This window comes from Paenibacillus sp. GYB003, assembly GCF_036577625.1.
GTDB lineage: Bacteria > Bacillota > Bacilli > Paenibacillales > NBRC-103111 > Paenibacillus_AB.
In genome coordinates this window covers 26820-41272 of record NZ_JARBDC010000009.1, presented here as the reverse complement: position 1 = coordinate 41272, position 14453 = coordinate 26820, and the positions used below count along the sequence as shown (strand labels likewise).

The window sequence follows — 14453 nt, the reverse complement described above, 5'->3', positions numbered from 1 at the left end:
CGCGGGCGGGGGAGTGGTCCGGCGCTGCGGCGGGCGCGGTATCGGGCGCGGATGCGGCGGCCTCGGGCGTTGGCGCCGCGGCGGGCGGCGCGGACTCAGACGCAGACACGGGCGCCGCGACGTTGTCCCGCTCCGCCGCCAGTTCCGCCAGCGCCTCGCCGAGCCGCTCGATCAGCACCGCGTTTTCTTCCCGCAGCCGCACGGCGACGCGAACATAAGCCGGGCCGAGTCCGGCGAACAGCGACGCGTCCCGGATGAGCACGCCTTTCTCGCCCATGCGCCGCTGCAGCTCTTTGACGCCGAAGCCGAACCGGTCCGGCAGCGACGCGAGCAGGAAATTGACGTCGCTCGGATAAACGCGCAGTCCGAGCGCCTGCAGCCGGTCCGCCAGCCACGGACGCTCCTCCGCGAGCCAGCGGTGCGTCCGTTCGGCAAAATCGCCGTCCTCGAATACCGCCTCCCCGATCCATTGGGCGATCGCGTTGACGCTCCACGGCACCTGCAGCCCGGCGAGCATCCGTATCGCGTCCGGATGCGCCACCATAAACCCGAGTCGAATGCCGGGTATGGCGAAAAATTTCGTCATCGAGCGGATGACGAACAGCCGCTCCGACTCGGCCGCCAGCCGGATCAGGCTGGCCGACCGCTCGTCCGGCGCAAAATCGACGAACGCCTCGTCGACGACGAGCGGCACCCGGTCGCGCGCGAGCCGTTTCAGCATATCGGGGTCGGCAAGCCGCCCGGTCGGGTTGTTCGGATGGCCGAGCACGAGCAGGTCGCACGCGGCCGCCGCCTCCCGGACCGGCTGCTCGCGAAGGGCGAAGCCGTCCGCCTCCGTGAGCGGAATATCGACGACGGACGCCCCGATTTTGAGCGCCGCCTCTTCGTATTCCGAAAACGACGGACGCGCCAAGCCGACGCGGCGCGGCTTCAGCGCCCGTACCGTCAAATCGATCAGCTCGGCCGCTCCGTTGCCGACGAGCACGCTTTCCTCCGGTATCCGGTAACGCGCGGCGATCGTCCGCCGCAGCCCGCGCACGGCCGGGTCCGGGTACCGGGCCAGCTCCCGCCACTTTTCGGCCAGCAGCTTGCCGACGATGTCCGGCGGCCCCAGCGGATTCATATTCGAACTAAAATCGAGAAACCGGTCGGACGGTTTGCCGAATACCGCTTCCGCCGTCGTCAAATCTCCGCCGTGCCCGTAACGCTCCAACATTTCGCCGTTCCTCCTCCGTCTTTACCAATTGGCCGCCGCCGCAGCGGCTAGCAGCACCGCGCATTCGAGCAGCTCGATCAGCGCGCCGTACGTGTCGCCGGTAAGCCCGCCGAGCTTGCGCGCCATCGCGCGCGCCAGCGCATAGCCGAGTGCTCCGGCAAGGGCGATCGCGCCCGCCGTCCAGACGACGGCTTCCCACCATGCAAAACCGAACGCGAGCAGGACGAGCAGACCGGCCGCCGCCGCGCATGCGGTTGCCGCTCCCGCCTCGGACCGGGTCACCGCCGCGAACAAGCCGCCGAGCCCCCCTTGTCCTTCCCTCGCATACGGCCAGCCCGCGATCGCCCATACGACGAACCACCGGCCCCACATCGGGGCGAGAACCAGGAACGCGATACTATCGCCGGATCGCGGAAGCAGCTCCGCAAGCAAAGCGAACTTCAGCAGCAGAAGCAGCGCCCCGGCGACGACTCCCATCGCGCCGACCCGGCTGTCTTTCATAATTTCCAGCATCCGCTCCCGCGACCGGTGGCTGAGCAGGCCGTCGGCCGTGTCCATCAAGCCGTCCAGATGCAGCGCGCCGGTTACCGCCGCCCACAGGCCGAGCGTCAGCACCGAAGCGGGCGCCGCCGGAAGGACCAGGGCCAGCAGCCAGCCTGCCGCCGCCAGCATGCCGCCGATGGCGAGACCGACGATCGGATAATAGACCGTGCTTCGCCGGAACAAGTCGTCCGTGTAATCGAGCTGCGCTTTGACCGGAATCCGCGTCATAAACTGGAACGCCGCGGCGCACGCTTGCAGCTCGGTCACCACATATTTGCGATAATCGCGCATAACAGTCCTCCCGCCGCCAAATAGCTCACCCCGTAGCAAATCCGGATCGTCAGCAAAATGTCGCCGCGTTTTTTTTCGCGAAGCGGCCAGCCCATGCGCGCGCGGTCGCTGACGACGTCGCCGTACCGGTTCAGGCCGCCGAGCTCGATGCCGATCGCCCCTGCCGTCGCCGACTCGGGAATGCCGCTGTTCGGGCTCGGATGCAGCGAGGCGAAGCGCCATATCGATTTGGCCGCCCTGCCGGCGGACAGCCCGCGGCCGAGCAGGCTGACGATGACGATCAGCAAGCCGGTCAGCCGCGCCGGGACGTAATTGAGCGCATCGTCCAGCCGGGCGGAAGCCCAGCCGAAATGCATGTATTTCTCGTTTTTGTAGCCGACCATCGAATCGAGCGTATTGGCGGCGCGGTACAGCATCGCCAGCGGAGCGCCGCCGAGCAGCGCGAAGACGAGCGGCGAGACGAAGGCGTCGACCGTGTTCTCGGCGACCGTCTCGACGGTGGCTCGGACGATTTCCGGCTCGTCCAGCCGGGTCGTGTCGCGGCCGACGATGTAGCCGACGTATTTGCGCGCTTCCGGCAGATCGCCAGCGGCCAGAGGCCGGTAGACGAGCATCGCCGCGTCCTTGAGCCCCCTGACCGCAAGCGTCGTCGATATGAACCATACGTTGGCCGCATAACCGAGCCACGGGTGAATCCGGTCGCATACAAGCACGATGCCGAGCATAACGGAAAAAGCCGCCCCGACCGTCAGCACGGTCAAGGCGACGCCCGTCAGCCGCACGCGTCCGGGCGATCTCGCTCCGGCCGCTTCCCCGCGCCGCAGCAGACGCTCCAGCCGCGAGACGAGCCGTCCGATCCAGATGACCGGATGGGTCGGCCAACGGGGATCGCCGACGAGCCAATCGACCGCGATCGCGGCCAGCGCCATCCATGCGGTTTGTTCCCAACTGTACAGCAGCATCGCGATCCCCTCCTTGGCGGCAGTTCGATTTGGTTATCCTATGGTTTGGAGCGATGTTGTGATGGCCGAAGCATGCGCGCATAAGCGGCGGGGCTCGCGCTGCTCTGCGCCGGCCGTTACGCTAACGAACCGAGCCGTCGCTATTCGGCCCGTTTTCTCCCTCTCGACGCTGTAACGAACCGAGGAATCGCTATTTGGAGTGTCGAACCGTTTCAAGGAGTCGTTTGTCCCGAATAAGGCTTCCACGATTCGTTGCCATCGTTAAACGATACGTTTTAGCCTTCTTAGCGCTCGTACGGTTCGTTACAGCCGGTTCAACAAACTGGCGCCCCGAGCAACTCGTAGATTAGTCGTCGAACCGAAACGCCAACCGTTTCAGCTCGACCGGAATGCCGCTCGTGACGAGAAACGCTTCGTCGCACGCCCCCGCGATCCGCTGATTCATCCTGCCGGCCAAATCGCGGTACACCCGCCCGAGCTTGTATTCCGGCACGATGCCGCTGCCGACTTCGTTCGTCACGAGCAGCACATTCCCCTCGTATGCGCCGACCGCCTCGGCAAGCTGCTCAAGCTGCTCGCCGACCCGCCGCTCCATATCGGGCTCCTGCTCGGAGCGCAGCACCCAGTTGGACAGCCACAGCGTCAAGCAGTCGATCAATACGACTTCCCCGGGCTCCGGGGCGTGGTCGCGCAGCCATGCCGCGATATGGAGCGGCTCCTCCACGGTCGTCCACGGGTAACCCGACTCGTCGCGCCGCTGCTTGTGCAGCGCGAGCCGCGCCGCCATTTCGTCGTCGAACGGCTGCGCGGTCGCGATATAGACGCCTCTTTGGCCGAGACGGGTCGCATACCGTTCCGCGAATGAGCTTTTTCCGCTTCGGGCGCCGCCTGTTACAAATATGCGCATAGCGCCGCGCTCCTCTCTGACGGCCCCGTCGCCGAAGCCGGGCCGACCCGGCGAATCCGCCGGCGTATTAAAGGTCTTTAACGTCTTCTAGGATGAAAGGTTAGCGGCGCTAACCGACGTGAAGAGTCTTCGGAGACCCTTATTTCGGCAAATTCCGCGAAAAGCCGGTTTTTCGCCGGAATAGAAGTCCCTAAAGATTGCTAATGGCCTTCCTTGCCGAGATATACCGAATAAGAGTCCCAAACGTACGCTAAAAGTACCGGGCGACACCGGAGACAACGCTTAATATCCAAACTAACGCTATCGGCGCCCCGGTGCGGCAAACTCAATACCGCTGCCGTAACTTCGAGTTCGGCCAACTTTCAACACCGTATAAACACCGGTATGCGCATCTGTCCGTCCTGCTCCGATCGATCCCCGGTCACTTTTCCGAAACGCCCGCGCTCTCGAACGTGGCCATCTCGTTCATGAGCTTCATCGCCGCTTCCACGATCGGGAACGTCATGACCGCTCCCGTTCCTTCGCCGAGCCGCATGTCCATTTGCAAAATCGGACGCAGCCCGAGATGCTCCAGCAGCAGCCGGTGCCCTTGCTCATGGGACAAATGCGAAGGCAGCATGTACCCTTTCGCGAGCGGGGCGATGCGCGAAGCGACGAGCGCGGCCACCGACGAGATGAAGCCGTCGACGACGACCGGACAGCGGCTGGCCGCCGCGCCGAGGATGACGCCGACGAGGCCGGCGATCTCGTAGCCGCCGACTTTGGCCAGCGTGTCCAGCGGGTCGTCGGCATCCGGCCGATTGACGCTCAGCGCGCGGGCGATCACGTCCCGCTTGCGGCGAAGCGCCTCGTCGCCGATGCCGGTTCCGCGGCCGACGACCGCCTCGACTTCGGCGCCGGTTAGCGCCGCGAGCAGCGCGGAGCTCGGCGTCGTGTTGCCGATGCCCATCTCGCCGGTCGCGAGCAGCCGGTAGCCGCGCGCCGTCAAGCTTTCCGCGACGTCGATGCCGACGGCGATCGCCTGCTCCGCTTCCGCTCGGGACATCGCCGGACCTGCGGCGATATTGCCCGTACCTTTCCCGACCTTGCGCACGAGCAGGTCCGGATGGCTCATATCGGCGTTCACCCCGATATCGACGCATACGACGTCGGCGCCCGCGTGTCTCGACAGCACGTTGACCGCCGCCCCGCCGTTTAAAAAGTTCAGCACCATCTGCGGCGTCACCTCCGCCGGAAACGCGCTGACGCCTTCCGCGCAAACGCCGTGGTCCCCGGCCATGACGACGACCGCTTTGCGGGACAGGTCCGGATTCAATTCGCCGGTCATTCCGGCAATTTGCCGGGCGATCTCTTCGAGCCGGCCCAAGCTTCCCGGCGGCTTCGTCAACCTGTCGAGCTTGCGCTCGGCGTCCCGCATCGCGGCTTCGTCCAACGCGCCGATGCGCCGTACCGTACGTTCAACGACGGTTCGTTCCATCCTGCATTCCTCCTTATGCTATTTTACTATGAATACGGCCCATCCGTCTCCCGCGCAGATACGGCAGGGCGGCCGAGAGAGCGGAAGGTTCGGGATAGCTAAGTTCTCACCGCAAGAATAATGCGCTTAGGCGCTCTATTCCCGCGAGAGCCGCGCAATCCCGCCCGAATAGCGCTCTTTCGCCCACTATCCGGCCGCTTCCGCCCCTCCACGACGCCGCTGACGCACGATTAGTGCGCTTAGGCGCTCTATTCCCGCCAGCGGCCGCGCAATCCGCCCGGATAGCGCTCTTTCGCTCACTATCCCGCCGCTTCCGCCTTGCCGCGACGCCGCAAACGCACGATTAGTGCGCTTAGGCGCACTATTCCCGCGAGCGGCCGCGCAATCCGGCCGGATAGCGCTCTTTCGCTCACGATCCAGCCGTTCCCGCCTACCGCGTCGCCGACGCACGATTAGTGCGCTTAGGCGCTCTATTCCCGCGAGCAGCCGCCCATTCCCGCCCGGATAGCGCTCTTTCGCTCACTATCCCGCCGCTTCCGACTAGCCGCGACGCCGCTGACGCACGATTAGTGCGCTTAGGCGCTCTATTCCCGCCAGCGGCCGCGCAATCCGCCCGGATAGCGCTCTTTCGCCCACTATCCCGCCGCTTCCGCCTTGCCGCGGCGCCGCCAATGCACGAATAGTGCGCTTAGGCGCACTATTCCCGCGTGCAGCCGCCCATTCCCGACCGGATAGCGCTCTTTTGCTCACTATCCCGCCGCTTCCGCCCCTCCACGTCGCCGCCGACGCACGATTAGTGCGCTTAGGCGCACTATTCCAGCGAGCGGCCGCGCAATCCGCCCGGATAGCGCTCTTTCGCTCACGATCCGGCCGTTCCCGCCTACCGCGTCGCCGACGCCTCCGTCCGCTCCGCCCCGCTCCCCGGCAGCGGCATGCCCGCTCCCGGCTGCAGCAGCAGCTGCGGAGCTCCGGTTACCGGATGCTCGACGACGATCGGCTCCGTTTCGTAAACGTCCACGATCAGCGATCGCTCGAGCACCTCCCACGGGGTGCCGATTTTGGCAACCCGCCCGCGGTGAACGAGCAGCAGCCGGTCGCAATATTGCGCCGCCAAGTTCAAATCGTGCAAAACGGCGACGACGGTCAGCCGCTGCTCCGCCTGCCAGCGGCGGACGGTGTCCATCATCTGCATCTGGTAGCCGATATCGAGGTACGTCGTCGGCTCGTCGAGCAGCAGCAGCCGGGGCTGCTGCGCCATCACTTTGCCGAGCGCGACGCGCTGCCGCTCCCCGCCGCTCAAATGCTCGAGCGTCCTTTCCGCGAACGGCGTCAAACGCAGCTGCTCCAAAATGCCGTCGATCAAACCGGAGCTGTCCTCCGGTTCGTCGCCGAGCCAATTTTGGAACGGATACCGGCCCATCTCCAGCACCTCGCGCACCGTAAAGCCGACCGGAGGCAGCGCGTCCTGCTGCAGCACGGCCAGCCAGCGGGCCAGCTCTTTGCGCGAATAGGCGCGAACCGGCTTGCCGTTCAGCCGCACGTCGCCCCCGTCGGGATGGTCCACGCCGGAGACGAGCTTCAGCAGCGTCGACTTCCCGCTGCCGTTCGGCCCGATAATCCCCAGCGTTTCGCCTTCGTTCACGGAAAACGAAATGTCGTGAAGCACGCTTTTGCCGTCGAACGATTTCGACAATCCGCTTACTTCGATCATACGATCAACCTTTCAGCATTTTCTTTTGCCTGGACAGCAAATAGGCGAAAAACGGCGCGCCCAAAAACGCGGTGACGACGCCGAGCGGAATTTCCGTCGGGCTGAGCACCATGCGGGCGAGCGTATCGGCCCACAGCACGTAAATGCCCCCGAACAGCAGCGATAGCGGAATGATCAGCCGGTAATCCGGGCCGACCATGAGCCGGACCAAATGCGGCGTAATGAGCCCGACGAAACCGATGACGCCGCATACCGAAACGGCGGCCGCGGTCAACACCGTCGAGACGAGCAGGACGACCCATTTCGTCCGCTCGACCCGCACCCCCAAATGCGCCGCATGCCGTTCGCCGAGCGTGAACAAGTTCAACGGACGCCCGTACGCGATCAAAATGGCCGCGCCGACCGCGAGATACGGCAAAACGACCGTCGTATACGGCCAGCCCCGCAGCGACAAGCTGCCCATCAGCCAAAACAAAATTTCGTTGACGATCCGGTCCGAATTCAAAGCGACCATAAACGACACGATCGCGCTTAAAAAGGAAGAAACGACGACGCCGGACAAAATGACCGTTTCCGTGCGAAACTTGCCCTGGACGCCGGCCAGCCGGAATACGACCCACAGCGTGGCCATGCCGGTGCCGAACGCGACGATCGGAATCGACCACATGCCGAATATCGCGTAGTGAAGCCCGAACATGATCAGGAACGCCGCGCCGACCGACGCCCCCGAGGCGACGCCGAGCGTATACGGATCGGCCAGCGGATTGCGCAGCACGCCCTGGAAGCCGGCGCCGGATACGGATAGCGCCCCGCCGATCAGCACCCCGAGCACGATGCGCGGAAGCCGGACCTTCATAATGATTTGCTCCGACGAAGCGGGCCACGTCGCCTGCACCGTGTCTCCGACGAAAGGCAGCTGCTTGACCAGGATGCCCCATACTTGCGGAATCGGAATGTGCGCCGAGCCGAGCGACAAGCTGACGACGACGGAAACAAGAAGGAGCAGCAAGCCTGCTACTCCCCAGCCGAATAACGTTCGTTTCATTGCTTCACCAAATCCGGATAAAGCCCTTTGGCCATATCGGCCAACGCTTTCGTAATTCTCGGGCCGGGCCGCGACAGCAAATTGTCGTCGAGCGCGATCACCTTGTTCGCCTGAATCGCGGCGATTTTATCCCACCCGCTGCGGCCGCGAATCGTCTTCTCCAGATCCGGGACGGCTTTCGCGAAAAAGATGACGTCGGGATTTTGCTGAATCACTTTTTCTTCGCTGATTTGCTTCCAGCCCTGCAAATCCGACGCCACGTTCACCCCGCCGGCAAGCGTGATCATATCGTCCAAAAATTCGCCTTTGCCGACGGTCCAGCCGGGCGAAAATTCGATGTACACTTTTTTCTTCTGCTCGGGCTTCAGCCCTTTGAGCGCGTCGACGACCTGCTGCTTCTCCTTTTGCATTTGCGCGACGACTTTCTCGGCTTGCTCCTGCTTGTCCGTAATGCGGCCGAACAGCAAAATGCGCTCCATCGCCTCGTCGATCGTCTTCGGATTCGTTTGGAACAAATTCAGCTTCAGCTCGTTCAGCTTCGCCACCGAATTTTTGTTCAGCGACAGACCCGCGAACACGATGTCCGGATTCGCCGCGATGATCGCTTCCGGGTTGCCCTGCAGGTTGCCCATTTTCGGCTTGCTTTTCGCCTCTTCCGGGTAATCGTCCAGATTGGACACGCCGACGATTTTGTCGCCGAGTCCGAGCGCGAACAGCACCTCCGTCTCCGTCGGCGACAGAGAAACGATGCGCTCCGGCGCTTTGGCGAACGTAAATTCTTTGCCCGAGCTGTCTTTGACCGTAAGCGGATATACCGTTTTCTTCCCCGTTTCCGCGCCGCCGCCGGCTTTGGCCGTTCCGCCGGGCGACGCCTGCGCGGGCTCCTTGACTCCCTCGGTTTTGGTCGATCCGCACGCCGCTGCCGTCAGCGCGAGCGCGATGGCAAGCGACAGCACGCCAAGCTTCTTCATCTCGATCTCTCCTTTTTTTGCCCCGATCCTTGTACCCCGAATCTCCCCTGAACCTGAACCCGAACCGAACCCGTACCTGAACCCATTGAACGCCTGTTCCGGTTCCCGCGCCTTCGCAAGCAAAAAGCCCCCGTCCTCGGAAGGACAGGGGCGTTCACAGCGAATACGGGCAACCGCCGAACGGCGAGAAGCAGACAACGTTCCCGAATAAGCCGGCTCCTTTTCCTCGAAGGATTCCTTGGGGCTTACCAAGCAGGCAGGTCTCCTGACTCATAGGCGCGCCGGCCGCAATCAAGCGGGCGCCGCTTCCTCGCCTTCCCGTCCGCTCGGCGGACAGTGGCATCGTGAGAAAGCTCCTATTTCACAGTGGCGGGACCGTGTCGGATTCGCACCGACTTCCCTTTTAACCCGATCGACGGCGTCGTTCGGGCACCTGTTGGCCTATTATAAATGGCGTACAAACCATGCGGACGGGCATCTGGCTTACGGATCGATTATAGGCCAAATCCGGGCCGCTGGCAATAGGTATTGCAGCGGCGCGGTTCCCCTTTCGACGCGGCCGCCGCTGCTACCGGCCGAACAAGCTCAGGGCGACCATGACCGTCCCCGCGAAAATGCAAGCCAAGGCCGCCGCTCCGACGACGCCCCGCTTCCGTCCGCGACCCGCGGCGGCGCTTTCCGTCTCCCCGCCCGGGCCGTCGTTCCAATCGTCCCGACCGACGTTCGCCAGCCGCTCCCGCTCGAATTCGTAGATCATTTCCGGTTTGCGATGATGCATAGGACCCTCACTCCTCTTACGCTTCCTTTACCGCCATTGTACGGTCGTCAAAAGAGGCAAAAAAGGGTATAATCGATGTACTTCATTTCCCCTTTTTTTCATTCAAACAGCGAGGTGAGCGCCGTTGCTTTACGCTTCCCAACAATATTTGCTGCTGCGCCGCGCCTACCCCGAAGCGCCCGACAACGAGCCGATCGGGGTAACGCTCCGGGACGTCGCAGGCAAGCTGTACTGCAGCGAGCGAAACGCCAAGCTCGTCATTCGCAAAATGTGCGAGTGCGGCTGGATCTCGTGGACGCCCGGGCGGGGGCGCGGCAACCGGTCGGCGCTGACGTTCCGGGTCGACCGCGCGCGGATGCTGATCGACAACGCGAAGCATGTGGCGCAGCGCGGCGACGTTCCGGGCGCGCTGGAGCTCATTCGCCGGTACGGGGACGATACGTCCGCGAAGGAACGATTCGGCGATTGGCTGTCCGAATATTTCGGCTACAAAGCGGAAGGATCCGAACGGGAGGCGGTGGAAGTTTTGCGCTTCCCCGTCCATTGGGCGATCTACTCGCTCGATCCGATCGTGACGTTTTCGGCGCTCGATATGCATATTATCAATCAAGTGTTCGACACGCTCGTCCGGTACGACCGCGTGGCGGAAACGTTCGTCCCCGGCCTCGCCCATCATTGGGAAGCCGACGAGGCGAACATGACGTGGACGTTTTATTTGCGCAAAGGGGTGCAGTTTCATCACGGGCGGGAAATGACCGCGGACGACGCCGCGTTTACGTTCGGGCGTTTGCGCGGCCCCAGCCCTTTGTTCCGCGATATCGAACGGATCGTCGCCGTCAACCGGACGACGCTTCGCATTCGGCTTCGGGCGCCGAACTATTTGTTTCTCCGGTTCGTCAGCAACGCGACGGCGTCGATCGTGCCGCGGGACGTCTGCGAGGAGAAGGGGGACCGGTTCGGACGGGAGCCGGTCGGGACGGGGGCGTTCATGGTGACGATCAACCAGCCGAGCCGCCTGGTGCTGGAGGCGTTTCTGCCCTATTTTCAAGGAAGGGCGCATTTGGACCGGGTCGAAATGATCGTCGTTCCGCCGGATTGCGAAACGATCCGGGAGCCGCGGCTCGATCGAATCGTCTTCGGCCACGAATCGCCGGCCAAACATCCGAGCTGGGCGCAGCAGGAGACGATCGTATCGGGGTGCAGTCTGATGACGTTCAACATGAATCGCGACGGCCCCCAGCGCAGTTTCGCCTTCCGTCATGCGCTGCACCATTTGACCGACCGGCGGCGGATGATCGCGGAGCTCGGAGGCGACCGGACGATGCCGGCCAAAAGCTTTATCGCCGACCCGGATGAGGCGGGCGACGATTTCGTCTCGGACCCCGAGCTCGGCGCGGAGCTGCTCCGGCAAGCCGGCTACAACGGCGAGCCGTTCAGGCTGCTGACCGGCGAGAAGCATGTGAAGGACGCGCTATGGCTGCAGCGGCGGTACCGGGAGTTCGGCGTCAACGTCGTCGTCGAGACGCTGCCGTGGCTGAACCTGCTTTCTTTGCAAGATTGGCCGGAGGCGGACGGGATGCTGTTCCAAAACGTATTGGACGAGGACGAAGTGACGCAGATCGAAAGCTGGCGGTCGGACAAAAGCATTATCCGCATCCATTTGGCGGAGCATATGAAGGCGAAATGCGACCGCGCGATCGCCGCCGTGCTCGGCGAGCCGTCGAAAGCGAAGCGCAGGGCGATGCTGCGCGAGCTGGAACGGCTGCACGGCGAAGAGCGCTCGCTGCTGTTTCTGCTGCACAAAAAGATGAGCACGTCGGTTCACCCTTCGGTCAAGGGCGCCCAGTTCAACACGCTCGGCTGGATCGATTTCAAGCACCTCTGGTTTCAGCACGATACGGAGACGGTTGCGGGGCCGGACGCGACGACGGACGAGGACGAACGAACGAAGGCGGGCGGTTAAAACGGCGCCGAAGCCCGAAAAGCCGGATTCGCGAACGAATCCGGCTTTTGCGGTCGGCTGCGGTCATAGGTCGCTTCCGGCCGAAGAAGGAGAAAGCCGCGCCCGAAGCTAATGGATCCACTGCTCGGACCAGTACGCCTTCATGAAGCCGAGCAGCTTCTCGAGCACCTCCACGCCCGACGTTTCCGCCTCCTGGGCGATTCGCAGCAGCCGGACCGCGCGTTCCGCCTGCTCCGGCTCGTCCGGCCGTCCGCCTTGCGGGAACGGAAACATCCCGCGCAGCTCGGCGAACGCGACGGCCGTCCGCTCGTAATGCGCCGCCGCTTCGGACGCCATTTTTCGCACCGTGCGCTCGATGACGTTCGTTCCGTTCCAGCGGACGACCAGCTCGCGCAAAAATTGCGCCGCGAATTCGCGGGCGTCGCCGATGACGGCCGCGTTGTACGCGTTGCCGAACGGGTCGGCCTCCCGCCGTTCCATGCAGGCGATCCAGGCTTCGTAGCCGGCCAGGCCGATGACGTACTTGCCTTGAAAAATATGCTGCCATTCCCGTCCCCGGGCATGGTCGACGATCATGTCGAGCGCCATGCGGAGCGTTTCGTACTTCGAGTGGGGCAAGCTTTCGTGAATCGTCGTCACCCACAGCATGTTCCGGCTTTCGACGAAGTCGGTGTACGTAACGGTCCCTTCCTTGGACACGTCTTTGGCGTAAAACAGCTGCTTGTCGTCGTCGTAGCCGTAAATAAGCCCGAACTCCGGAATGAACAGATCGAACGAAATAGCCGGAACGCCCCGGTCCACCGATTGCTGGATAAGCGCCATCACCTTCTCGACCTTTTCGGGGGAAAACGGCTTCTCCGTATCGGACAAGCTGCTTATAAACCCGAGATTGCATAAATTTCGGCGGATCAAGTAGCCGCCGGGAAACATCGTCGGCCCGGCCACGTCGATGCGGATCGGGTCGATATTGATCCGGAACGCGTGCCCGGTAATGCCCATCACGTCCACGAGCGAGTAGTGGCTTTTGTCGGTATAAGCGAGCGCGCCGTGGATTGCGGCGGCGGCCGACGTCCACGTCTTGGTCCAGTCTTTCGTCGTCGTATCGCTCATGCGGTAAACCTCCTCCGAATATGAAATCGAGCAGAGGGGGGCCGCCCCTATAGCCGGGGAGGAGGCAAAATGTTGACCCGCTTCAGCCCGAGCTCGGCGCGGCGCTGCACGTACAGGCGAATCGAGACGCGGATGCGCTCCTTCTGCACTTTCGTTCGGGAGCGGGACAGCAGGTTATACACGTTTGCCGTCGTCGTATCGAACAGCCTCGCGATTTCGGCGGGCGACAGCTCGCCGAAGAAATGCGCTTCGAAGATGTCCCGTTCCCGCTTGCTCAGACAGTGCAGCAGCGCGCGGAGACTGTCGTACAGCTCGCGGCGCAGCATCCCTTTGGCCGGATCGCCGTGAATCCTCGCCTCCTCGGCGGCGGAACGGGACAGCCGGAACAAAATCCGGTCGACGTCCCCCCAATCGACCGAATCGGCGTCGCCTCCCGGATCGGAGCCGTCCGCCCCCTGCGGCGCGAATCCGGCGAACGGCCGCTCCTTGCCGAACGGGCCGCCGCGGCGCAGCTTCATATACGCCTGGTTGCGGATGATCCGCTGCAGCCAGGGCAGGAAGCGGCTCGCATCGACCAGCGTGCCGAGGCGCAGAAAAGCCCGGATGAGCGCATCCTGCACGATATCTTCGGCCAAGTAGGCGTCCTGCGCGATTTTGTGCGCCCAGCCGTACGCCTCGGCGCGATGCGCGCGCACCAGCTCTCCGAACGCTTCCTGGTCGCCGCTGCGGGCGCGTTCCACGAGCTCGCGGTCGGCCTCTCTCCGACCGCCGGCGAGACCGTCCCGCTTCCGCGCCGGACCGCCATTGCCGCCAAGCTCCCGCACCCATGCCGCCGCTTCGCCGCCTTCGGCTTCCCCGCCTTGCGTCCGCCGCGGCTTGTTTTCGCTTTCGAGCCGCATGCTCACGTTTTGCTTCCTCCTTCCCCTCTTACGCATCCGATGCCCGGCGAAGCGAAAATCTATCGTCGACGTCCCGTACCGCGTTTCGTCCTTATAATTGGAATTCAGATCCAGATCATTTCTATCATAATGGAAAACGCTTCCCTTTTAAACTATTATTCGGGCCGGGCGGGTCCCCGTCGTGGAGCGGCGGTCCCGGCAGGGAGGAGGCTTGAACGATCGGGGCCGACTCGGTTCGAACCGGTCCCGATTTCGCGGCAGACCAACCGAACGACGACAGTAACGTCCCCGCTCGCGAAGCTCCCCGGGTCTCCTCCGAAGCAGGACGACTGGCCGGCGGACGCTTACGTAAGAAAAACGTCTGTCGACGGCTAACGAACCCAGCAAACCTTATCGGAGCCGAAAGCGGAGGAGGCGAGTTTGTTTACGAACTCCGGTATCGCTATTGCCGGCAAATCGGACCGTTTTGTCCCATTTTCGGCTCGATAACGATGTCCGGATTTGTCCGGATTCGTTAGCCTGAAAAAACGATCGTTTTTCCGCCGATAAGCCTATACCGATTCGTTAGACATGGACCCGG

Annotated in this window: 12 protein-coding genes and 1 riboswitch; of the genes, 1 reads left to right on the top strand and 11 read right to left on the bottom strand. The window is 63.3% G+C overall.

Annotation, left to right across the window (positions count from 1 at the left end):
• The 9 genes from cobD to PV407_RS06285 form a co-directional block, all read right to left on the bottom strand.
• Positions 1-1216 (bottom strand): threonine-phosphate decarboxylase CobD (gene cobD / locus PV407_RS06325; protein WP_332089048.1); only part of this gene is annotated, 1216 nt, incomplete at its 3' end.
• Between the two features lie 21 nt (positions 1217-1237).
• Complete coding sequence (gene cobS / locus PV407_RS06320) at positions 1238-2050, bottom strand: adenosylcobinamide-GDP ribazoletransferase (RefSeq protein WP_332089047.1); 813 nt, start codon at positions 2048-2050, stop codon at positions 1238-1240.
• Positions 2023-3012 carry an adenosylcobinamide-phosphate synthase CbiB gene (gene cbiB / locus PV407_RS06315; RefSeq protein WP_332089046.1) on the bottom strand — a complete coding sequence of 330 codons (990 nt, stop codon included), beginning with the start codon at positions 3010-3012 and terminating at the stop codon, positions 2023-2025. The genes cobS and cbiB overlap by 28 nt, the downstream gene beginning before the upstream one ends.
• A 346-nt stretch (positions 3013-3358) precedes the next feature.
• Positions 3359-3919 (bottom strand): bifunctional adenosylcobinamide kinase/adenosylcobinamide-phosphate guanylyltransferase, encoded by a 561-nt coding sequence (gene cobU / locus PV407_RS06310; RefSeq protein ID WP_332089045.1) that lies wholly within the window; start codon positions 3917-3919, stop codon positions 3359-3361.
• Positions 3920-4340: 421 nt separating this feature from the next.
• Positions 4341-5396 carry a nicotinate-nucleotide--dimethylbenzimidazole phosphoribosyltransferase gene (cobT, locus tag PV407_RS06305; RefSeq protein WP_332089044.1) on the bottom strand — a complete coding sequence of 352 codons (1056 nt, stop codon included), beginning with the start codon at positions 5394-5396 and terminating at the stop codon, positions 4341-4343.
• 880 nt (positions 5397-6276) lie between these two features.
• The gene (locus PV407_RS06300; protein ID WP_332089043.1) at positions 6277-7107 is read right to left on the bottom strand and encodes a heme ABC transporter ATP-binding protein; all 831 of its coding nucleotides are present in this window, start codon (positions 7105-7107) and stop codon (positions 6277-6279) included.
• Positions 7108-7111: 4 nt separating this feature from the next.
• Positions 7112-8152 (bottom strand): FecCD family ABC transporter permease, encoded by a 1041-nt coding sequence (locus PV407_RS06295; protein ID WP_332089042.1) that lies wholly within the window; start codon positions 8150-8152, stop codon positions 7112-7114.
• Complete coding sequence (locus PV407_RS06290; protein ID WP_332089041.1) at positions 8149-9123, bottom strand: ABC transporter substrate-binding protein; 975 nt, start codon at positions 9121-9123, stop codon at positions 8149-8151. Before PV407_RS06290 ends, PV407_RS06295 begins: the two co-directional genes overlap by 4 nt.
• A 238-nt stretch (positions 9124-9361) precedes the next feature.
• Positions 9362-9575, bottom strand: a riboswitch (cobalamin riboswitch).
• A 116-nt stretch (positions 9576-9691) separates the two neighbouring features.
• Positions 9692-9901: a hypothetical protein gene (locus tag PV407_RS06285; protein WP_332089040.1), complete on the bottom strand. Its 210-nt coding sequence runs from the start codon at positions 9899-9901 to the stop codon at positions 9692-9694.
• Positions 9902-10025: 124 nt separating this feature from the next.
• Between PV407_RS06285 and PV407_RS06280 the strand changes: the two genes are divergently transcribed.
• Complete coding sequence (locus tag PV407_RS06280) at positions 10026-11864, top strand: ABC transporter substrate-binding protein (RefSeq protein WP_332089039.1); 1839 nt, start codon at positions 10026-10028, stop codon at positions 11862-11864.
• A gap of 108 nt (positions 11865-11972) precedes the next feature.
• Here the strand turns inward: PV407_RS06280 and PV407_RS06275 are convergent, their stop codons facing one another.
• Both PV407_RS06275 and PV407_RS06270 read right to left on the bottom strand, forming a co-directional pair.
• Positions 11973-12974, bottom strand: coding sequence for a hypothetical protein (locus PV407_RS06275; protein ID WP_332089038.1), 1002 nt, complete (start codon positions 12972-12974; stop codon positions 11973-11975).
• A gap of 47 nt (positions 12975-13021) precedes the next feature.
• On the bottom strand, positions 13022-13873 hold the full coding sequence (locus PV407_RS06270) for an RNA polymerase sigma factor (protein ID WP_332089050.1): 852 nt from the start codon (positions 13871-13873) through the stop codon (positions 13022-13024).
• Positions 13874-14453 lie beyond the last annotated feature (580 nt).